Below are 21444 nucleotides of genomic sequence, written 5' to 3' on the forward strand. Positions count from 1 at the left end.
TTTAATCAGGCGATTTCTCTTGCCGCCGCTAATAATGCCAGTCTGGCAATCACACCATAGGCATAAAAACGATTAGGTTCAGCATCGGGCAGATCGCTTTGGTCCGGTGTACTACAAGACTGAGCAAAGGCTAATGGCTCAAAATGCATGCCCGGCGCATTTAAATTCTCATTCACGCCACGTCCGGTGTGCACTCGATAAAATCCACCAATGACATAGTGATCCATCATATAAATAACGGGTTCAGCCACCGCTTTTTCTGACCCCAAAGTTTCAAAGGTATAGACCCCTTCTTGCACCAAGACATTATCAACAATTAAGCCTTCTTTTGCCGATGACATTTTATTTCGCTGTTTACGATTAAGGTTCTCAATTTCCTCAGCACTTTTGACCGTCATGATTCCCATGCCATACGTACCAGAGTCCGCTTTCACTACCACAAAAGGTTCTCTGTCGATATCGTATTCAGCGTACTTGGCACGAATAGAGGCCAATAAATTATTTACATTTCTGGCCAGACATTCTATTCCCGATTTTTCTTTGAAGTTTACCTCTCCGCATTGAAGTGTGAGTGGTGAAACCAACCAGGGATCGATGCCGATCTGTTCTGCAAATTCTTTTGCCACACCATTATATTGGGTGAAATGATCAGATTTTTTTCTGGTAGACCACCCCGCACGTAATGGTGGGATAACTTCTTGCTCAAGGTTTTCCAGAATTTCAGGGCGTCCCGCTGATAAATCATTATTCAATAAGACAAGGCAAGGTGAGAAGTCACCGACAGCAACACGATTACCATTTCTAACCAACGGCTCCAGCGTAATTTTTTTACCTGATGGCAAATCAATACTCATAGGTTCTTTAATATCTTCTAACAAACTACCAATACGCGCTTCCATTCCGGCTTTCTGAAAAATATCACGCAATGTCTCCAGGCTTTCTAAATAAAATAGGTTCCGGGTGTGATTTTCAGCCACAATTAACACACGCTTGGCAGTAGGACAGGCACGTTCAACCGCCGCCTGAGCCGCATGAATACATAAAGGTATGAATGACGGATTGAGATTATTAAAGCCTGCGGGGAAAAGATTCGTATCTACCGGAGCCAGCTTGAAACCTGCGTTGCGTAAGTCGACAGAAGCATAAAAAGGCGCAGGTGTCTTCAACCACTGTTGCCTTAACCATGTTTCGACTTGCGTCTGCTTTTCTAACAATATTGCCTCAAGTTTAAGAAGAGGGCCATTGAGTGCTGTAGTTAAATGTGGGACACCTGAAGTCATGGTTGGCTCGCTTGTGATTTTAAAGTGTAGAGAACAGTATAAATGTCGATAAGAAGAGACATGGGACACAAATTTGATATTTCAAGTCATTCATACTTAACCATTGTGAAATTGGGGCTCGCTGATATCGTTATTCATCTCAAGTCATCACTAGCCTGTAAAACAAAAATGGGTTATCTTCGTCTGCATTACAATTATAAAATAATTCAGGTATAGCATTGTCGTGAGCCAGAGTGATAACGAATTTAACGGCCTAAAGGTGATGGTAATTGATGACAGTAACACCATTCGCCGCACAGCTGAAACACTGTTAAAAAAAGCTGGTTGTGATGTACTGACGGCTGATAATGGATTTGAAGCTTTACCCGTTATTAGCGCTCATCACCCAGATATTTTGTTTATTGACATCATGATGCCACGACTGGATGGATATCAGACCTGTGCATTAGTTAAAAATAACCCTAAATTTAGGGACATACCCGTAGTAATGCTCTCCAGCAAGGATGGTTTATTTGATAGAGCAAAAGGGCGCGTTGTAGGGGCTGAACAATATTTAACCAAGCCTTTTACCCGTGAAGACTTACTCGGTGCCATCCGAACACATTTGCTGGAAAAAACTCAGGACGCAAATTAACTTATGGCTCGAATTTTAATCGCTGACGATTCCCCTACTGAAGTTTATGTTCTTCAAAAACTATTAGAAAAACATGGCCATCAGATTCTGGTGGCAGAAGATGGTGAACAAGCCGTAACGATGACCCAAACAGAACAACCAGACCTTGTTTTGATGGACGTGGTAATGCCAAATCTGAATGGCTTCCAGGCAACGCGGATTCTTAGTCGTGATGATGAAACCCGCCACATTCCCATCATTATTGTCTCCTCAAAGAACCAGGAGACCGATAAGATGTGGGGGCTCCGCCAAGGAGCAAAAGGGTATCTTGGTAAACCGGTCTCAGAGGATGAGATCATTGAGCAGATTCAATCGTTGCTGGATAAATGACTATGATGCAACCACAATCTCCAGAAGACATCATTGCCATACTGCAGGACATCGAACGCCGCAGTAGACAGAAAGCCGCAGGCTTGACACAGCAGGAAACGCTCGGACAAAGTTGGACGGCTATTGGCTTTCGTGTTGCTAATCATCACTTTGTCATTCCATTAAACGATTCAAGAGAAGTTTTTCCGGTACCAGATCATATCACCGCTGTTCCCAAAGCTAAGTCATGGGTATTTGGCATTGTGAATCTGCGAGGTGAGTTATTGCCAGTGCTGGATCTGAAACATTACCTTATCGACAAACCAAGCAGAGTCTCTAAACGTAGCCGCATCATCGTCATTAATGACGCTGACATCAATAGCGGTTTATTAGTCGATGAAGTCTATGGGCTTAAACATTTTCAACGTGAACCGGATGAAATAGATACCCCATCTCATAAAGATATTTCGCCTTATCTAACTGGCACGGTTTACCAACAAGACACACAATGGGACGTTTTCAGTTTTTCAAAACTTATTGAAGATGAAAGGTTTATTAATGCTGCCGCATAATAATTTGATATCAGGACAAGATATATGAACTCAACCAGCAAGCTTTTATTTTCGTCGCTGAAAAACAGTAAGAACTGGCCAGGATTATTTGCCTTTATCGTGCTGTTTGCTCTGTCATTGGCAGGTTTAGCCCTGATTGCTACCGGGTTTTACACGCTTATCTACCCCAACCTGCTGTTTGTTGTCATTGGGGTTGGCGTATTATTTATTCTCAATACGCTTGCAGCGATTAATCTCTGCTTTCCCACTATCCAGCAGTTAAAAGTTTCACTGGATAAAATGGAATTGCAAAACCGTCATAATCAGGATGCCATTCTGCGCTTACTCGATGAAATGGGCGATCTAGCTGATGGTGACCTTACAGTGAGCGCGACCGTGACTGAAGACATTACGGGTGCAATCGCCGACTCAGTCAACTACACGATTGACGCATTAAGAAGTCTGGTTGAGCAAATTAACTCGACCACCATGCAAGTGGCTTCCGCCGCACAAGAAACTCAGGCAACAGCATTACACCTGACTGATGCCAGTGAGCATCAGGCCCAGCAAATTACTGAAGTAAGTTCATCGATCACTCAAATGGCAGGGTCTATCGAACAGGTATCCCGCAGTGCCAGCCAGTCATCTGACGTGGCAAAACAATCTGTATCCCTGGCAATCCAGGGTAACAGTGCGGTGAAAAAAGCCATTCACGGCATGGATACCATTCGTGAACAAATCCAGGAAACATCAAAACGTATCAAACGTCTGGGTGAGAGCTCGCAACAAATCGGTGACATCGTTGAACTCATTAACGACATTGCTGAACAAACCAATATCCTGTCATTAAACGCTGCTATCCAGGCGGCCATGGCGGGTGAAGCCGGTCGTGGTTTTGCGGTCGTTGCTGATGAGGTTCAGCGTCTGGCTGAACGCTCTAGTAATGCAACCCGGCAGATTGATGCGCTGGTTAAGACCATTCAAAGTGACACCAATGAAGCGATCAGCTCAATGGAACAAAGTACGACCGAAGTGGTTGCTGGAGCCAAGTTATCTCAGGATGCCGGTACTTCTCTTGAACAGATTGAAAGCGTTTCTCATCAATTGGCCGAACTTATCAACAACATCTCTGATAATGCCAAACAACAGGCAACAGCGGCGGTGACAACCTCTGAAAACATGAATGTTATTCAGGAAATCACTATGCAGACATCAACCGGCACGAATGAAAGTGCAGCCTCCATTGGTCGATTACTTGAGTTAACCAATGAACTGCGTAAGTCTGTCTCTGGCTTCAAGTTGCCACGCTAAGCTTATCTGGAGAAAGTCATCTAATGGCACAACTCATCAAAGGCAATTACGATGCATTAGTCTGGCTGCAAGATGAATTGCAACAGTCACTTGCTCATGCCTTAGCGGCCATGAATAATTTTCTTGATGGTCAGGCTGACGATAAACTACTCACCGACACCATCGAGTCTCTTTATCAAGTCAAAGGCACATTGGACATGATTAATATGTCTGGTGCTGCCATGCTGACAGATGAAACGCTAAAAACCGTCAGAGCCTTACAGAATAATCAAGTAGCCAATACATCCATGGCACAAGATGCCATTGTGAAATCACTATTACTATTACCTAATTATTTAAAACTGCTGAATAACGACTTCCAGGATCATCCACTTGCCGTACTGGAATTGATCAATGAACTAAGGAAAGCTTACAAAGCGGACGCAAAAACTGAAATGGAGATGTTCAACCCGAGCTTCTCCGTAGTATTACCGGATAGCATTGCCCCTAACCCGGCACGGAAAATCCCGGCATTAAATATCGAGCAACGTAAGCTGGGTCACGTTTTTCAAGTATTGTTATTACAGTGGTTACGCAAGCAAGATGAGGATAGTCTGAGACAAATGCATGCGATTGTGCATTTTTTACGATTATCCAGCCATCAGGAAAAAGTCTGTTTATTCTGGTGGACAGCTGAAACCCTTATCGAAGCCATTCAACAACAAGGCCTGACCTCTGCAGGCCAGATAAAACCCTTACTAGGCAAACTGGTTCAACCGATCAAGCAACATAGCGAATCGGGTGAGTCGGCAGTGCAATTAAACTTCCCAGACGATCTGGAAAAGCAACTGCTGCTTGCTATCGCCAGAGCCAGCAGCCGTGGGCCTAATGTCACACTATTAAAAGCCACTTTGCAGCTCTATTTCTTTGATCAACGCTCACGTATCTATGGCATGAGTGATAACGCATTAGGCGATGCCCACCTAGCTTTACTTGAGCAGCTTCAGGACATTAAAGATCAGCTCGATCAGCATGCCCATGACAACAACATCACTGTTGAAACCATTGAATCAACGACAAAGCAACTACAAAGCATGTCCGATACTCTGGCCCTACTTGCCGAGTACGAAGCCAGTAATTTATTACACCATCAGGTCGAGCAACTTAATGCCATTAGCAGCAGAGGTGATGTTCCGGGAGATGATGATCTAACCCAGCTTGCTGATAGCCTGTTGCAGGCTGAATCACTACTCCAATCATCAACACAGGCGAATGTTAACGATCAATTACGCCAAACAGTGATGTCTGAATGTTTGCTTGAATTATCCAACATCAAAGAAACCCTCACTTTGATGGAAAAATCCGAGCGTTACGGCGATGGACTGGGCGACACAGAACAACAGCTCATTTTGATAGCCGGTAGTTTGGATATGCTGGATCAATCTGCCGCAGCGGAAATAATCAAACTGACCGCAGACACATTGTCTGAATATAAGCAGGGTAACAATGATTTTTCTGCCATTAAATTACAAAAGCTAGCGGACATCATCGCCTGTTGTGAACTCTATATGGAAGGAATTCGTCATCATGGTCATGCGGATGATGATTATTTAGCAACAGCAAAAACAAAACTGCATCAATTTGATAGTGACAGCGAAACACCTGCTGAGCCTGAATTCACGGCCGAACAAGAGATAATCCAAGAAGAGATTGCTGCAGAGCACGCTGAAACAGCTATTGAGCCTATCATGTCAGATGCTGAGCCAGCATTGTCTTTTGCTAATGATGACGAAACGCCAATCAGCTTATCTGAAGAAGATCAGAGCATTTCGGTTTTAGATGATGTAAAAAATAGCGATTTACCCGCTGCCGAGCTTTGGCAATTTGCTGAAGGTATCGATAGAGAAGTCGCTGAAATATTTATCGAAGAAGCCACAGAGGTGTTACAGGAATTAGCTCATCAGATTCCCGCCTGGATCGATGAACAGGATGAGACCGCCCGGGCAGAAACCCGTCGTCATTTCCATACTCTAAAAGGCAGTGGTCGAATGGCCAATGCGACGGTCATAGCCGAGCTCTGCTGGGCTGTTGAAGATGTATTAAATCATGTGATAGAAGGCAATCGCGATGATAATCATCTGGTGAAAAAACTGGTGCAAGAGTCCTATCAGGTATTGCCCGATTTATTATCACGCTTCACTCAAGCTGATATCAGCACACCTGATAAAATCAATGCCTTGTATGAACTCAAAGAAACCTGCCTCAATCCGCTACTGAAAGAAGCAAAAGAACAACCTGAACAGTATCGACCGACTTCTGTTGAACGCTATATCCAAATTCGTAAGGCCCGCGATGAGGCAAGACTGGATATTGATTTAACAACGTATCAGGCACAACAAGATGCTCAGAAATTCCCGGCAAAACCACTGTTTGAAATAGATGCCATTATTCCTACCAGCGTTGAGCGTTATATCCGAGATAAATGGGGTGTTGAACCACAGCCTGCTAAGGCAGCCACCAACGTTGAAAAATACCTCCAGAGACTGGCGTCAAAACAAAAACAATCAGCTGAAGAACCTCAACAAACTGGTGTCGAACGCTATATTGCACAACAGAATCGACTGACAGAAATTGATGCATTCCGCTCAGCGCTATCGACGCCGATACAACAGACATCGCTAAGCTCTGTTGACCATTACATTATTGAGCTTGTGCAAAAAAATACCGGTGTTTCTGAATACATAAAAGCAAAAGCCTTATCTGAAGCAGAAGCGGATGAAATTGCTGATGAAGAAGATAACGAATTATTATCGATCTTTGTTACTGAGGCTAAACAACATATTGCCAATCTCAAACAAAGCCTTAACGATATTGCTTTCTCAAGACAAATTACTTCCCCTGTCTTACGTTCAGTTCACTCACTAAAAGGCTGTGCCAATATTGCAGGTATTAAAGCCATGGCGATGATTGCGACGGAAATGGATCAAGCCGTCAAACAGCTTCATATGAATGATGTTGTGTTAGACAATCATCAGATGAAACTGATGAATAGTGTGGTAGAAGGCTTTGAGCTGGTACTGCAGCATATTACCGGAGAGGGTGAACAGCCTGATCTTATTGAATTATCATCATACATCTCAGAGCTCATGCCATCAGGTGGAAATCTGCAAGCACCAGTCATTGATCCTGAATTTTTAATGACACTGCTGGAAGAAACAGACGAACTGCTTGAGGACTACACAAAACAATTAAAGCAATGGCAACAGGTCCCATCTGATCAAGAAAATATTGAAGCGATAACGGCTACCCTGAGTAAACTGGAACAAACGGCATCGGACGCACAACAAAGGTTGATTGCAAATACCTATGCCAGCCTGAGTAAACTTATCAATCACTGCCATCCCCAGGATATCGGTTTAAATGCTTTACTGGAGCAGGGATACGAACAGCTCAACCAGTTTATTGAAAGCTTGTTGCAAAATAAGCCTTTATCAACTTCCTCTGATTTTCCAACGCGTGTTGATAATTATTTAACGCAGAAAGCGCTGCATCAAGAGGGCATTGACTTAGACGAAACCGACTATGCCATCCCTACAGATGTGGATGATGATCTGTTATCAGCCTTTGCGGCTGAAGCACAAGAGCTACTCGACTCCAGTCGTCAAATCATCAAGGCTTGGGTAAGTAATACCCACACTGAACAAGACACATTACAACTTCAACGTGATCTACATACACTAAAAGGTGGTGCCAGACTCACAGGCATTATGCCTATGGCAGATCTGACGCATCAGATCGAAACCTTAGTGCTGGCGGTCAGTGATGGTCTACAAAAAGCAGACGAAGACTTCTTTGATTTATTGCAGCGCTGTCAGGATAAGTTGGCTGAAATGCAGGAGCAGTTAGCTAATCAACAAGCCGTCAAAACCGCTTTATCACTGATTGCTGAAATCACTGCACGCACACAAGGTCAAGATTTACATATTGAAGACAGGCCATTACCTGCCCCTGAAAAAGTGAAACAAGCCGAGCACGATGCGGATGGGTCAGCTGATATTTTACCTGTTGCACCATCGCAAACAGATGTCGCCGTTACCCCACAACATGTTGAGCAAGTCAGGGTAAGAGCTGATCTTCTGGATTATCTGACTAATTTTGCTGGTGAAGTGAGTATTTCTCGTGATCGTGTAACACAACAACATGTTGCGCTTCGTCAGCAGCTGCATGAAATGGAAGAAACCGTTGCCCGCCTGCATGATCAGTTACGTAATTTAGAGATTGAAACGGAAACCCAGATTCTTTTCCGTTACGAAGATGAACGGATCAAAAACGAATCAGATTTTGACCCTCTAGAATTAGATCGATTCTCGATGATTCAACAACTCTCACGCAGTCTGACAGAGAGTGTTATCGACTTACATGACATCAGCCATTCAATGAACACGCTGGTGAGAGAGACTGATGCAATATTACTTCAACAGTCTCGACTGAACACTGACTTACAACAAGGCTTGATGACTACGCGACTTTTGCCCTTTAGTGGCATCGTTGGCAGACTGGAACGAATTGTCAGACAAACAGCATCCGAGCTGGGCAAAAAAGTAGAGTTAAAGATCCGAGGCTCAGAGCTGGATATAGACAGAACCATTCTGGATCGACTTGTCGCACCGCTGGAACATATTCTTCGCAACGCGATTGCGCATGGTATTGAAGATAGTGACGAACGTATCAATAATGGCAAACCAGACAATGGACTGCTGTCATTGGTGATCACTCGTGAGGGTTCTGAGATTGTCATCAATATCAGTGATGACGGCCAAGGTATCAATATAGACAAGGTTCGTGAAAAAGCATTATCGATGAACCTCATCAGTCACGATAACATGCCATCAGATGATGAATTGATACAATTAATTCTGAGTTCAGGCTTTAGCACCGCAGACAATGTTTCTCAACTTGCTGGCCGCGGTGTTGGCATGGATGTCGTCAGTAATGAGATTCGTGGCATGAAAGGTCGCCTCAGCATCAAGTCTGAACGTGGCAAAGGCAGCACCTTTATTATTCGTCTGCCGCTGACATTGTCGGTCATTCAGGCCCTGCTCATTCGAGTTCAAGATGAGCAATATGCCTTACCGCTTAACACCATAAACGCTGGTCAGCGCATTAGCGTTCGCGATATCAAACTGATGTTAGGCACGCATAAACCGCACTATGATTTCCATGGAGAGAAATATCGGTTTATGCCGCTCAGCTCATTACTCGACAAGCCATTGTCACTGTCTGATAACTTAAAACATCAAATGCCGCTACTGCTGTTCCGCTCAGGTGATTTGCGCATTGCCCTGTTAGTCGATGATATTGTCAGTAATCGTGAAATTGTCATCAAGTCAGTCGGTACTCAGCTTGGACATATCTCCGCAATCAATGGTGCTACCATTCTGGGTGATGGTCATGTGGTATTTATTCTGGATATCCCGACATTAATGGATAGCAGTCAACACATCACGCTGGATACTGACGATGCAATTAATCTTGAACGAGAGTTAGAGCAATTACAGGACAGATTACCAACAGCCATGGTCGTTGATGACTCGATTACGATGCGCAAGGCCACAGGCAATTTACTACGTCGAATCGGTTTTGAAGTCATGACAGCTCGTGATGGCGTGGATGCTCTGTCGCAATTACATGAACAAAAACCGGACATCATTCTGTTAGACGTTGAGATGCCCCGCATGGATGGATTTGAGTTCGCATCCATTGTTCGAAACGATAAAGAATTCAGACATCTGCCCATCATCATGATTACCTCCAGAACAGGTAGTAAACACCGTGAAAGAGCTCTCGAAATAGGTGTCAATGCTTATTTAGGTAAACCTTATCAAGAAGAAGAACTTATCTGGCAGATGCAAAAGCTGCTCGGTAAAGACACGTTTCAAGAACCCACACAGTAGATGTCAGATATGGAAAAACCAGCTCAAGCCCAATTTATTCATTGCATGCTGATTCCATTGCAAAAGCATTACCTGCTGCTGCCGAACAGTACGATTACTGAAGTTATTCCGAAAGCCACCATTAATTCATCTTCAACAAAAACAACACCGTGGTTGGAATGGGTTGATTGGCAGCAAAAATCGCTGGCAGTTGTCGATCTTGAAACCTTATTAGCACAGGACGTGGAAACAGTTTATCCGGCCAATAAACTCTGTATCATCGAAGGCATCAATGCTGAAGCAGATATTGGTTTTTATGCTATTCCCTGCACAGGCTCACCACAACTTATCACCTTAAATGCATCTGCGTTAAAAATGACGCATGATCAGAATGCTTCTGAGTACTTATATTGTCAGATTAAAATCGGCAATAAAGTCGCGTTCATCCCCCATCTTGATAACCTTGAACTGGCTATCAAGAATGCCAGTTAATTAGTCTGAAACGATTAAAATCGGACCTTCGATTAACACAGTCAATCGCTCTCAATTTTTATTTATTGATGGGCTGATTTTGTTTGTATATATGGTTTAACATAGTAGCTATGAAACTACTCAAAGCACTGCCGTTTTTTATTCTCTGTCTGCTGTTAAGTCCTCTGGCTTATAGCGATGATGCCTCGCAACTCACAAAACAGCGTCAATTATTTCAACAGGCCAAAAAAGCATTACAGGACAACCAGATCCCCCGCTATCAAGCGCTCTATAAACAACTGGATGGTTATCCACTACAAGGATATTTACAGTATCTTTACCTCAATGGCCGACTCAATCAGGCAAGTAATGCATCAATGCATCAATTTCTGACAAAAGAAGATGGCAGCTTTTATGCAGAACGCTTACGCAACTTTTGGTTAAATAAATTAGCTCAGCAAAAAAGGTGGACTGATTATCTGAGCTTTTATCAGGCACCACAAACAGCAACAAGGCAGTGTTATTACCTGCAAGCTTTACTGGCTAACGGCCAAAAACAAAAAGCATTCGAGCAGGCACCAGAATTATGGCTTGTTCCCCACTCTCAGGAAAAAGCGTGTGACCCGGTATTTTCAGCCTGGGAAGCCGCTGGCTTATTAAATAAAGATCTGCGTCATCAACGCATGATGTTAGCGATTCGTGATAATCAGTTTTCTATGGCCAATTACTTAGCCAAATCAACAGCCAATCCTGAACAAAACCAGCTATTGGTCAAACAGTGGCAATCCATTCATGATAACCCTCTCCCTATTTTGAATGGAGTGGCTAAAGACAAAACATTAAGCAAGGATAATGCGCTAAACCGCGAAATCATTATTCATGGTCTACAACGACTGGCCAGACGCTCGCCAGAACAAGCCTTCAACAGTTGGTTAAACATCAAACCTCGCTATCAATTTACACAACAAGATGTCATTGAAGTCAGAAAAGCCATCGGTAAATGGGCGGCACTTAACCGTGATAAAAAAGCACTGACCTATTTCGGTGATATCCCTGGCGGCGAATGGCAGGCTCGCGCAGCTTTGTGGCAAAAAGACTGGAAAGCCGTAGAGAAAGCTATCAAGCTAATGAACATTGATGAGCTGGGCTCGACACGCTGGCAGTATTGGCTGGGTAGAAGTCAGGAAGCGCAGGGACAAAAAGCAGCGGCTGATCAGACCTTTTCAGCCATTCTCGGCAAACGTGACTATTATTCGTTTCTTGCTTCCGACCATTTAACCCAGCCTTATAAAATGAATCACCGGCCCATACCGGTCACTAAAGAAGAAATGGCAGCACTGAGAAAACAGCCTGCTATTCAACGTTTACATGAGTTTTTTCTGCAAAATATGCATTTGGAAGCGCGCCGGGAAGCCTATCACTTGAAACAGACACAGCCAGATCGCGAGCTTCAGATGATCGCCATGATCACTCATGAATGGGGTTGGCATAATCAAACCATCGCTTTATTAGGTAAAGCACAATACTGGGATGCCCTGGACCTGCGTTTCCCAGTTGTCTATGACGATGCCATGTTGCAAGCTGGAAAAGCTCAGGGGCTGGATCCATCCTGGCTGTTAGCCATTGCCCGTCAGGAAAGTGCCTTTAACCCCGAAGCTAGGTCTCATGCCGGTGCGATGGGACTTATGCAGTTAATGCCGGACACCGGACGATTAATCTCCAAAATCATTAATCGTCCACTCAAACAACTTAGTGAGTTGTACCGTCCAGAACGTAATATCGAACTCGGCAGTGCCTATTTACGCCGTATGTATGATGAAAACCAGAAAAACCCGGTTCTGGCAACAGCCGCCTACAATGCCGGACCACATCGCGTGAACAAGTGGTTGCCAGACAGCTCTCTTGATGCTGATATATGGGCTGAAAATATTCCTTTTAATGAAACACGGCATTATGTTCAGACAGTGATGAGCTACGCGGCTATTTTTGATAGTCAGCGTAACCAATCCATTAAACCGTTGTCAGAAAGAATGCCCAAAGTAAAATCGGAGTAAGGTCGTTATCGACACCATACAAACTTATCTTGTTGGCGGTTGTGTTCGAGACAAACTGCTTGGAAAACCAGTCAAAGACCGTGACTGGGTTGTGGTCGGCGCCACCAGCGACTATATGTTAGAGAAGGGATATAAGCCTGTCGGTAAAGACTTTCCGGTTTTTCTTCATCCTAAAACTCAGGAAGAATATGCCCTCGCCAGAACGGAACGAAAATCCGGCCACGGTTATCAGGGTTTTACTGTTTACGCCTCTCCAGAAGTTACACTAGAAGAAGATCTTGCGCGACGTGATCTCACGATTAATGCTATAGCAGAATCAGTGGATGGCAATCTCATTGATCCCTTCAATGGCATCGAAGATCTAAATAAAGGTATTCTCCGTCACGTTTCCCCTGCTTTTGTTGAGGATCCTGTCAGAGTTCTGCGAATCGCTCGCTTTGCTGCACGGTTTAACTTTGCCATCGCTGAAGAAACGCAACAGCTGATCAAACAGATGGTAGCCAGTGGAGAGTTAGAGCATCTTGTTGCTGAACGCGTCTGGCAAGAACTATCAAAAGCGTTACAAACTGACCAGCCTTCTGTCTTTTTCACCAGCCTTCGACAGGTGAATGCGCTTTCATGCTTATTTCCTGAAGTGGATCGCCTGTTTGGTGTGCCACAAATTCCAAAATGGCATCCTGAAGTCGATACCGGAATTCATGTGATGATGGTTATCGACCAGGCAGCAAAACTAAGCGATGACCTTGCTGTCAGATTTGCCGCTTTATGTCATGACTTAGGCAAAGGTCTAACGCCAAAAGACATCCTCCCCAGCCACGCAGGTCATGAAGCGACTAGCATAGAACTGACTAAAAAATTATGCCAACGTTTACGAGTCCCCAAAGACATCGCCACGCTCGCCGCAAAAGTAGCGGAATACCACACGGATGTTCACTTATTATTTGAACTTGATGCGACAAGAGTTCTGGATGTTATCGAGGGTCTGGATAGTTTTCGACGCCCTCAACGCTTTGAGCAGTTTTTACTTGCTGGCGAAGCCGATTTTCGTGGTCGTCCTGGTTATGAAACAGCCGATTATCCTGAAAAAAGGGCCTTTGCAGAATGCTTCCAACAAGCAGCTCAGGTGGATATCAAACCACTACTTGAACAAGGTTTGGCTGGCGAACAAATCAAACAAGCCATACATCAGCAGCGATGCGATGCCATTGAAAGCGTTTTATCGAGCTATCGTAGAGGCTAATGACCTTGCATAAGCGAACCATTCATCACGTATAATCTAAGCAACTTTTTTCGACTCTAGCTATAGGACGTTACAATGAGCACAGACATTTCAGCCAAATGGACCAGTGTAAACGCTGCCTGCCAACCCCTCGTAGATGCATTAATTGATAATGCTGAAGCATTGCAACTTGAAATCAGCACATTAAGCAATGGCACCCGCGTCGTTGATGCAGGTATCAATTGTACAGGCGGTCTTGAGGCTGGACGTCTTATTGGCGAAATTTGCATGGGTGGCCTGGGTACGGCCACACTTGGAACAAACAGTGGTTTTGCTAACTGGCCATGGTCAGTCAATGTTCACGCCAAAACACCAGTATTGAGTTGTCTTGGTAGTCAATATGCAGGATGGAGCTTATCTCATAAAAGTGAAGACAGTAAGTTTTTTGCTTTAGGCTCAGGCCCTGGTCGTGCACTGGCGGCAAGAGAAGAGATATTTAAAGAGTTTGGTTACAAAGACGAAGCAGAATCTACTGTCATTGTTCTGGAAGTAGATAGTTTCCCACCAGTAGAAGTCGCTGAAAAAGTGGCTGATAACTGTGGTATCAAACCAGAAAACCTGACCTTTATCCTGACACCGACATCCAGTCTGGCTGGCGTTATGCAAATCGCTATTCGAGTACTGGAAGTGGCTATGCATAAAGCCCACGAACTTCATTTCCCGTTAGAGAAAATTGTTGATGGTTATGGCTCAACTCCTGTCGCCCCACCAGGTGGGGACTTTATGACAGCCATGGGTCGCACTAACGACGCTATTCTGTTTGGTGGCCAGGTTCATTTATTTGTCGATGCCACCGATGAAGAAGCGAAAGATCTGGCTGAAAAAATGCCAAGCAATACCTCATCAGATTATGGCCGACCTTTTGCGGATATCTTTAAGTCATATGAATACGACTTTTTCAAAATTGACGGCATGTTGTTCAGCCCAGGTAAAGTGATTGTGACGAGTACTAAAACAGGTAAAAGCTTTACTGCTGGTGAGCTGAGTCAGGAATTACTCAACCTTTCTTTCGGACTTTAATTATCTATGGCGACAAATCGCCTTGTTATTTTTAATGACACACATGGCTGGCACAGTGAACAATTAACACGTTCACTAAGTCAGCTAGGTGTTGATGCGGTATTAACTGACTTAGCCGCCTGTCGTATTGATCTTGACTCCCCCACGGGCTTGTATATTCCAGGTCTCGATAATGAGCTACCTGCCGCCGCCATGGTCCGCGGAATTGCGCCAGGATTTCTGGAACAGATCACCCTGCGCATGGATGTTTTACACACCTTGGCTGAACTGGGTATTCCCGTTTTTAACCCGGCAACTGCGATTGAATACACGGTAGATAAAGCCAGAACATCATTACGCTTGCATCAGGCAGGATTGAGCACCCCCAGAACCTGGGCTTGCGAAGACAGTAGCATGGCAAAACACATCATTACCCGGGAATTGAATATGGGTAATAAAATTGTGATGAAACCCCTGTTTGGCTGTCAGGGTAAAGGCATTACCTTAATAGAAGAGTTAGGCCAATTTGAACAGCTCGCTCCCGTCGGCGAGGCTTATTACCTTCAGGAATATATTGCACCTGAGAAAGAAGGGATCTGGCAAGATTGGCGGTTATTAGTCATCGATAATGAAGTCTGTGCAGCAATGAGCCGACGCTCAAACAAATGGATCACCAATTTTGCTCAGGGTGCCAGTTGCTTTGCGACAACAGTCACCGAAGACATGAAACAATTAGCGATAAAAGCCACTGCAGCAGTGAATGCAGATTACGCTGGCGTTGATCTGATTCGTGATAAAGATGGTCATTTTACGGTATTGGAAGTCAATAGCGTCCCAGCGTGGAAAGGCCTTTATCAAGCGACTGGCGTTGATGTTGCTATGCACTTAGCACAAGCACTAATCAGACGAATAGAGCAGAAACAAGCCACACATGCTCTCTGAATCAGACATTAAAGATGCTGTGTTCTGGGCCTGTCAGCAGGAAGTATTAGCACCTAAACCTGGTAACGTAAATGTCATCAGTGACGGCCATAATATGGTGGTGGAAGATTTTATTAAAAGCGCTCGTGCAATTGCACCCATTATGGCAAAAACTGGCTTGACCGTAGGCGAACGTATTTTGCAATCGGTTCAGGCAACACGACAGGTTGTTAACTGCAATACCAATTTAGGCATCGTTTTACTATTTGCACCACTTTGCCAGGCGATCCAGTATTGTGAATCATTTGATGAACTTCCACAGCGGCTCCAAGTCGTACTCAAAAACCTGACTGTTGATGATGCAATTCATTGCTACGAAGCAATACGTTTGGCTGAAGCGGGAGGACTAGGCAAGGAAGACGAACATGATATCAGCGCAGTACCAACCATTACCTTGCTTGAAGCCATGGACTTAGCAAAAAACCGTGATCAAATTGCCCAACAATATGTCAATAATTTCAAGACGCTATGGGATCTGAGTTTGCCAGCATTGACAAAAGCGATAAATTCTGGGGAAAGTGTTGAATGGGCAACGGCTTTCGCGTATCTTAAGTTGTTATCGAAGGCGTTGGATAGCTTGATATCCCGTAAGCAATCCACTGCGCTGGCAACCAAAGTCAGTGAGAGAGCAAAACAGTTTGTGATCCAAATAGAAGAAACGGGTAATTTAGACACCCATTTTGATGCACTCTCTCTCTGGGATAAAGAATTAAAAGAGAAAGCAATTAACCCGGGAACATCGGCAGACCTCATCGCAGCGACGTTATTACTGCACAGGTTTGGTCGACTGCTTTCTTTTAATGAATTTCAGTACCACGAAGCATTTAGCGGACGGCACTGAGCAGGTGATACGTTCCTTTATTACGTATAAACCCTTCCTTTCACAATAAGGAGGGAAAAAAATGAGCCTTTTTGACAATTTTTTTGGAACAGGAAAATATAACATGCCAGTTATCGATCGCGTACTTGTAGGTGAATCATTGGTCATCGAAGATGGTGACTTAGACAACGTAGCTCACATTGACTTAATCATGGGTCCACGCGGCTCAGCAGCAGAAGATGCTTTCTGCCGTACACTCACCGACCAGAAACAAGGGGTTAATGGCTTGTTGGCTGTTGTTGCGCCTAACTTAATGGTTAAGCCAGCGACTGTAATGTTCAACAAAGTCACCATCAAAAACATGAAACAAGCCGTTCAAATGTTCGGCCCAGCACAGCGTGGTGTTTCACTTGCTGTTGCTGAATGTGTTGAAGATGGCACAATCCCAGCTGGTGAAGCTGATGACTGCTTCATTTGCGTTGGTGTATTCATCTCTCCAACTGCTGATAGCGATGAAAAAATCCAAGATTGGAACTATCGCGCTACTAAAGAAGCTATCAAACGTGCAGTTGCTCGTGAGCCTAAAGCGGCTGACGTTGTTGCACAATACAAATCTAGCGAACACCCATTTGGTGCTAAGTAAGATTTAAGCAATTCATACATCACTCTTCTACGGAAGAGTGATGTCCCTGCTTAAATTTTCGATTGCTGATTTGCTTAGTTTACCAGTGTGTAGTGCACTGGCAATTAGTGCGCCTGCGACTCCCATTTCTAATAATCGTTCTAAATCATCTCCACTACGTACACCACCCGCGGCATACCAGCTCACACTCTGTTTAGCTTCCATTAATAACTTCAGCCACTCAAAATCAGGACCTTGATTCGCACCGATATTATCTAAACTCATCGCGATGCATCTATCTGTCCAGTATACTGATTCATGGATGGCCCCATGTCCCAGAAGCTGCCCAGACTTTTTATCCAATGACAAAATTGGTTGTTTTTCAACATTAGGTCCAGACTTTTCAAGCAAACTGATATCTTTCAGAGTTTCACTACCAAGCACCAGAAATAGTCGGGATGTGTCTGAATAACATAAATAATCCTCCATTCCCGCAATACCCGCATCAAGCCATATATTCAGCCGTGGAAATGCCGCCAAGATATTTTTATAACGCTGTGGATGATGAACTCCCTTCTCTATCGCATCCAGATCGGCAATATATAACTGCTGAAAAGGGTACCAAGCTAATAAATCGCCAATGACATCCTCAGGTATCACTGATGACGTCAATAAAGAAGTCAATGGCTGGTAGTTAGCCCTGTCCCCGCCTTTTGCATGTACAACAATACCATCACGTATATCAATGACAGGTATAATATCCATAGTTCTCAATATGTCCGCTTAAATGACGATTTTTATATATGAACATCTTACCAGTGGAGCCTTGTCAGAAGAGGTATTTTCCGCTGGCCTGATGCACGAAGGCGAGTTAATGCTTGAAAGCATCTGTCGTGATCTACTGGCATATGGTTATAAAGTCGCGCTCATGCGAGACTCAAGACTGCCAGCACTAACTATCCCTACAGATCGTTTAACGACATATCCTATCCAAAATCAGCTTCAATTCACTGAAACCTGGCAACAATGCCAACAGCACTATGATTTCTTTCTGGTCATAGCCCCCGAAACAGATTCAATACTGTTTAATTTTGTGTTGTCACTGGAGCAGCAACAAAAGCGGATATTTAACTGTAGCTCCAGTGCTATTCGACTTTGTAGTGATAAATATCTCTGCTATCAACATTTAAAAAAACATCATATAACAACACCAAAGACCTTCACAGCAAATGACTGGTTAAGTGAAGATCACTCCACCAAGGCTCAATGGATCATAAAACCAATTGATGGTGCAGGCTGTGAAAACACCTATTGCAGCGATAGTGTTGACACAAGACAACGACTGTCGACATTGCCTAAAGATAAATTTATTGTTCAGACTTATATTTCTGGTGAGAACCTCAGCCTAAGTTTATTTATCAATGAAGGGGAAACTCAACTGCTTTCAGTCAATATTCAGCATATAAAACAAGATCAGCAACAGTTACACTTAGGTTACTGTGAAGCACAGCGTTTTGATATGTTATCTCGTGAGCAGGCATTGAGTTTAGCCAATCAGATTAGTCATTGTATCGATGGGTTAAGTGGGTTTGTTGGTATCGACATTGTAAAAACGACCAATGCCATATATGTCATAGAGGTAAATCCACGACTAACCAGTACCTATGCTGAGCCTGCCATGCGAGAAAAAACAAATCCCTCTGAAACACTTAATAAACAAATACAAGCATTACTAGCAAAATGATAACAAAAACAAATATGGTTTATTGTGGCTGGGATATCGGCGGGGCTCACCTTAAAGTCGCTTATGCAGACAGCAAAGGTAAACTGCTTAATGTTTTTCAGCTCCCCTGTGCGTTGTGGAAAGGCATTGATGCATTAACTGATACGCTACAAAAAGCACTCAAACAATTGCCTGACACGCCCATATCACACTACATCACGATGACAGGGGAACTGGTTGATGCTTTTAATAATCGAGAAGAAGGTGTCAAAGCCATTGTTAATTGTGTTGATACTCACCTAAAAGCTGATGACTTGCATTTTTTTGCGGGCCAATCTGGTTGGCTCAATAAAAAACAAGCCATCCTGCAATGGCAAGATGTTGCCTCAATGAACTGGCAAGCCAGCGCAATTCTGGCTGCTAAGCATATCGAACAGGGCTTATTCATTGATATTGGAAGTACGACTTGCGACATCATCGCCATTGATAACTATCAAATACAACCAGCCGCTACCACCGATTATGGCCGGCAGCGTTCAGGAGAACTGGTGTATACCGGTGCCATAAGAACACCACTTATGGCCATTACTGATGAAGCGCCATTGCATGGCGACCGTATTTCACTCGCTGCAGAATGGTTTGCCAGTAGTGGTGATATCTGGCTGTTATTAGATCAACTTATCTCCACCGATATTCAGGATGAAAGTGCTGATGGCAAGCCATGGAATGCGGTTTATAGCCAACAGCGATTAGCCAGAATGCTAGGCTGTGATGCACACGATGCTTCCATAGCACAATGGCAAAATGTCGCAGCCTGGTTTGCTGAAAAGCAGTTACAACAAGTCATTAAAGGCTGTCATCAAGTATTAAGCCGATTTCCAGACTGGAAACTATCCAGTCCCATTGTGGGTGCAGGTGTGGGGAAATTTATCGTCGAAAAATGTGCAACCCGGCTGAACCGTCCCTATATCGATTATGCTCAGTTTTGCCAACATCATCCCGAAGCCTCTTGTTTCGCACCTGCAGCGGCTTTAGCTCTTCTTGCCGCACATCAGTTGTCGTAGAATACCTTAATGAATGCTGATTACCCTTCTTTAACAACTGAGCTGCCCTATGTCGAAGATAGTGCCGCTCTTTTTAGTCAAATACGTGATTATCCCTGGCCTGTCATACTGGATAGTGCCAATACCTCACCAGAAGTAGGCCGCTATGACATTCTCGCGGCAGCGCCATTTATTACCTTAGAAACAGCGGCCGGCAGCACACAAATAAGCCATCATCACAATAAGCGAACTGTGACGTTGGATCCTTTTCTGCTGCTTAATGACATATTAAAAGACTATAAACAGCGGACAACCGATTTGCCTTTTGCCGGTGGTGCAATAGGTTATTTTGCCTATGATTTAGGTAGGTATTTGGAAGTATTACCTGAACTTGCTGAAGATGCTGAACATATTCCAGATATGGCGATTGGTATCTATGATTGGGCAGTCATCGTTGATCACAAGTTGAAACGCTGCTGGTTAACCAGTCATGGTCTGGATCCACAAACCCATAAAATATGGCCAGAACTGCTTCAGAAATTAAATGTGTCCACGGCGGAGGAAACATCGGAAACATTTACCATTACCAGTCCACTCACCAGTAATTTTGATGAATCTAGCTATAAAGCGGCATTCGCAAAAATCAAAACATATATTACCGAAGGTGACTGTTATCAGGTAAATCTGGCAAAACGCTTTGAGGTAACAGCTGAAGGGAATCCCTGGATAGCTTATCAGGCATTACGTAAACAAAATTCAGCGCCGTTTTCAGTCTATTTTGACACGGGCAATGTAACCATTTTGAGCTCTTCACCAGAGCGCTTATTACAAGTTGATGGGGCCAAAGTTGAAACAAAACCGATTAAAGGTACAAGGCCGCGGGATCTGAACAATCCGGAAAAAGACCGCCAGCTTGCTGAATCATTACAGGCTAGCCTGAAAGACCGTGCCGAAAATTTAATGATCGTTGATTTACTCAGAAATGATATCGGCAAAGTGTGTGAACCTGGAAGTATTCGGGTTCCACAGCCTTTTGCACTGGAAAGCTTCGCTACAGTACATCATTTAGTGAGCACCATTACAGGTACACTTGCCAACACAGAGTCTGCCGTTACCTTGCTCAGGGCCTGCTTTCCTGGTGGTTCTATTACTGGCGCCCCCAAACTACGGGCAATGGAAATTATTGAAGAACTCGAACCACACCGTCGTGGTATTTATTGCGGAAGCATTGGTTATATTGGCTTTGATGGTAATATGGATACCAATATTACTATTCGCACTATGGTCTTCAGCGATAATCGCTTAAGATTCTGGGCTGGTGGTGGCATTGTGGCAGACTCAGATGCAGATGAGGAATACCAGGAAGTGCATGATAAAGCAGCAGCCATGATCAATTTAATCAAGTTTTTACAATAA

17 protein-coding genes are annotated in these 21444 nt (G+C 44.0%); 15 read left to right on the plus strand and 2 right to left on the minus strand.

Annotated features, from left to right (window positions below; all coding sequences use genetic code 11):
* Window positions 1-5 precede the first annotated feature (5 nt).
* Window positions 6-1280 carry a glutamate--cysteine ligase gene (gene gshA, locus QQL60_RS11215; RefSeq protein WP_284723346.1) on the minus strand — a complete coding sequence of 425 codons (1275 nt, stop codon included), beginning with the start codon at window positions 1278-1280 and terminating at the stop codon, window positions 6-8.
* A 262-nt stretch (window positions 1281-1542) separates the two neighbouring features.
* On the opposite strand from gshA, the gene QQL60_RS11220 reads away from it, so the two are divergent.
* The 12 genes from QQL60_RS11220 (at window position 1543) to fae (ending at window position 17283) form a co-directional block, all read left to right on the plus strand.
* Window positions 1543-1914: a response regulator gene (locus QQL60_RS11220; protein WP_040576291.1), complete on the plus strand. Its 372-nt coding sequence runs from the start codon at window positions 1543-1545 to the stop codon at window positions 1912-1914.
* 3 nt (window positions 1915-1917) lie between these two features.
* On the plus strand, window positions 1918-2283 hold the full coding sequence (pilH, locus tag QQL60_RS11225; protein ID WP_284451580.1) for a twitching motility response regulator PilH: 366 nt from the start codon (window positions 1918-1920) through the stop codon (window positions 2281-2283).
* 2 nt (window positions 2284-2285) lie between these two features.
* Window positions 2286-2834 carry a chemotaxis protein CheW gene (locus QQL60_RS11230; protein WP_284451579.1) on the plus strand — a complete coding sequence of 183 codons (549 nt, stop codon included), beginning with the start codon at window positions 2286-2288 and terminating at the stop codon, window positions 2832-2834.
* 24 nt (window positions 2835-2858) lie between these two features.
* The gene (locus QQL60_RS11235) at window positions 2859-4124 is read left to right on the plus strand and encodes a methyl-accepting chemotaxis protein (RefSeq protein ID WP_284723347.1); all 1266 of its coding nucleotides are present in this window, start codon (window positions 2859-2861) and stop codon (window positions 4122-4124) included.
* A 23-nt stretch (window positions 4125-4147) separates the two neighbouring features.
* Window positions 4148-10057: a hybrid sensor histidine kinase/response regulator gene (locus QQL60_RS11240; protein ID WP_284723348.1), complete on the plus strand. Its 5910-nt coding sequence runs from the start codon at window positions 4148-4150 to the stop codon at window positions 10055-10057.
* Window positions 10058-10066: 9 nt separating this feature from the next.
* Window positions 10067-10528 carry a chemotaxis protein CheW gene (locus QQL60_RS11245; RefSeq protein ID WP_284723349.1) on the plus strand — a complete coding sequence of 154 codons (462 nt, stop codon included), beginning with the start codon at window positions 10067-10069 and terminating at the stop codon, window positions 10526-10528.
* 110 nt (window positions 10529-10638) lie between these two features.
* Window positions 10639-12561: a transglycosylase SLT domain-containing protein gene (locus QQL60_RS11250; protein WP_284723350.1), complete on the plus strand. Its 1923-nt coding sequence runs from the start codon at window positions 10639-10641 to the stop codon at window positions 12559-12561.
* 16 nt (window positions 12562-12577) lie between these two features.
* Complete coding sequence (locus tag QQL60_RS11255; protein WP_284723494.1) at window positions 12578-13801, plus strand: multifunctional CCA addition/repair protein; 1224 nt, start codon at window positions 12578-12580, stop codon at window positions 13799-13801.
* 75 nt (window positions 13802-13876) lie between these two features.
* On the plus strand, window positions 13877-14860 hold the full coding sequence (mch, locus tag QQL60_RS11260) for a methenyltetrahydromethanopterin cyclohydrolase (protein ID WP_284723351.1): 984 nt from the start codon (window positions 13877-13879) through the stop codon (window positions 14858-14860).
* A 6-nt stretch (window positions 14861-14866) separates the two neighbouring features.
* Complete coding sequence (locus tag QQL60_RS11265) at window positions 14867-15781, plus strand: ATP-grasp domain-containing protein (protein ID WP_284723352.1); 915 nt, start codon at window positions 14867-14869, stop codon at window positions 15779-15781.
* Window positions 15771-16661 carry a triphosphoribosyl-dephospho-CoA synthase gene (locus QQL60_RS11270; RefSeq protein WP_284451573.1) on the plus strand — a complete coding sequence of 297 codons (891 nt, stop codon included), beginning with the start codon at window positions 15771-15773 and terminating at the stop codon, window positions 16659-16661. Before QQL60_RS11265 ends, QQL60_RS11270 begins: the two co-directional genes overlap by 11 nt.
* Window positions 16662-16764: 103 nt before the next feature.
* Window positions 16765-17283, plus strand: a complete 519-nt coding sequence (gene fae, locus QQL60_RS11275) for a formaldehyde-activating enzyme (RefSeq protein WP_007143952.1) — start codon at window positions 16765-16767, stop codon at window positions 17281-17283.
* Between the two features lie 27 nt (window positions 17284-17310).
* Here the strand turns inward: fae and QQL60_RS11280 are convergent, their stop codons facing one another.
* A complete protein-coding gene (locus tag QQL60_RS11280; protein WP_284723353.1) occupies window positions 17311-18027 on the minus strand; it encodes a HisA/HisF-related TIM barrel protein in 717 nt (238 codons plus the stop codon).
* Between the two features lie 22 nt (window positions 18028-18049).
* On the opposite strand from QQL60_RS11280, the gene QQL60_RS11285 reads away from it, so the two are divergent.
* Genes QQL60_RS11285 through pabB form a run of 3 tightly spaced genes read left to right on the plus strand, consistent with a single transcriptional unit; the run spans window position 18050 to window position 21444 of the window.
* On the plus strand, window positions 18050-19006 hold the full coding sequence (locus QQL60_RS11285; RefSeq protein ID WP_284723354.1) for an ATP-grasp domain-containing protein: 957 nt from the start codon (window positions 18050-18052) through the stop codon (window positions 19004-19006).
* The gene (locus QQL60_RS11290) at window positions 19003-20049 is read left to right on the plus strand and encodes a hydantoinase/oxoprolinase family protein (protein ID WP_284723355.1); all 1047 of its coding nucleotides are present in this window, start codon (window positions 19003-19005) and stop codon (window positions 20047-20049) included. Before QQL60_RS11285 ends, QQL60_RS11290 begins: the two co-directional genes overlap by 4 nt.
* A 9-nt stretch (window positions 20050-20058) precedes the next feature.
* On the plus strand, window positions 20059-21444 hold the full coding sequence (pabB, locus tag QQL60_RS11295) for an aminodeoxychorismate synthase component I (protein ID WP_284723356.1): 1386 nt from the start codon (window positions 20059-20061) through the stop codon (window positions 21442-21444).

It is taken from the genome of Methylophaga thalassica (assembly GCF_030159795.1).
GTDB lineage: Bacteria > Pseudomonadota > Gammaproteobacteria > Nitrosococcales > Methylophagaceae > Methylophaga > Methylophaga thalassica.